Source organism: Enterobacter cloacae complex sp. IR5412 (assembly GCF_049237385.1).
Classification (GTDB): Bacteria; Pseudomonadota; Gammaproteobacteria; order Enterobacterales; family Enterobacteriaceae; genus Enterobacter; species Enterobacter intestinihominis.
The window spans coordinates 9,294-10,530 of the sequence record NZ_JBMKHQ010000026.1 but is presented as its reverse complement, the minus strand read 5'-3'; the positions used below and the strand labels follow the sequence as shown (position 1 = coordinate 10,530).

Sequence of the window (1,237 nt, the reverse complement as noted above, 5' to 3'; positions counted from 1 at the left end):
CAAGTACGGAATTTATTTACATGTTTTTATGCCCGTCAGGGCATGGAAGGCGACCGCGCCGGACTCCACCGGACACCGGCCGCAAATCGCCGGAAACTGCGGGACTGACCGGAGCAACAGGCCAACCCCCCTTCCTGCTAAGCCATAACCCAGCCCGCCGCCACGCAGCTGCCGCACGTCCCCCACGGGGGTGCGCAGTGGGCGCCGCGCGCCTGCGCGCGGGTACAGCGGCCCGCCTGCGGGTCGCGGCGCCGTACTGCGAGTTAGCGGCCGCCGCGCGGCCGGTTACGGGGGACACCGCACCGTCACGGCCAGCGCCCCGCTGAGCTGCACAATCCACGGATAACACAATAGCGCACTGGCAAAGGATGCCGACGCCTGAAGGGCGTTGGCACCCCGAAGGGGCGGGGCGAGACGGGAACCGGCTCGATGCGCAGCACAGCAGAGCGGCCCCGAAGGGGTAACGCCCTGTGTGGCATCAGGATTTAGCGCAATGGCAGAACATGAGCTGGAGAGATCACCGGCAAGCAGCAGCAAAGGGGCGGCGCAGCCGCCCAGATGGCTGTTTGCCGATACCGGCGATTAATTAGAGCGGTGTTTAATATCCCCCGCGTGGCGGGGGACTAGGTTTCAGCAAGTCATGTTAAATACGTGTCCGTCATGTAAACTGAAATCCCCAATAAACAGATCCCGCGCATAGGCTACGATGTCAAAATATCGGGCTACGGATTCAGGAATTTCATTCAGTAGACCGCTATCATTCAGGTATTCCTCTGCAAAAGTTTCTTCGTCCTTAGCTTCGCCCATATAGGCATCTCTAAACAGGTCGAAATCAGTGCTATTAAACAGATCAACAAAGGCCACAAACGCCGCTTCGTTTCCTTCCTCGCGGGCTTGTTTAAAGCCGTTAATAAAATCCCAGTTGATATGGCACTCTGACGCCATATCAGACGGAATACCCTCCCAATCCTGGAACATAAATTCTGGATCAGCCTCATTTGCGTGTAACTCGCGGCAGCGCTCGTAAAACTCCTCTGAGCTATCAAAATCGGTCAGATCGAGCCAGGCTCCCGCAATGCTTCCGCAGTTGTATTTATGGTAAGTGCCAACATAAACAGAAGGGGTCGTAATATCAGTCATGGTGTACTCCTTAAAGCGCCGATACCGGCAATTTTTCGGGCGGCGGTATTGCCTCCCGATGATTTAATTATCGGTGATTACGCCTTTAAAGTCAATG

At 56.3% G+C, this 1,237-nt stretch carries 1 protein-coding gene; it reads right to left on the bottom strand.

Annotated features, from left to right (window positions below):
- Positions 1-630 precede the first annotated feature (630 nt).
- Positions 631-1,140 carry an antirestriction protein ArdA gene (locus ACOTX2_RS24405; protein WP_000129958.1) on the bottom strand — a complete coding sequence of 170 codons (510 nt, stop codon included), beginning with the start codon at positions 1,138-1,140 and terminating at the stop codon, positions 631-633.
- Between the last annotated feature and the right edge of the window lie 97 nt (positions 1,141-1,237).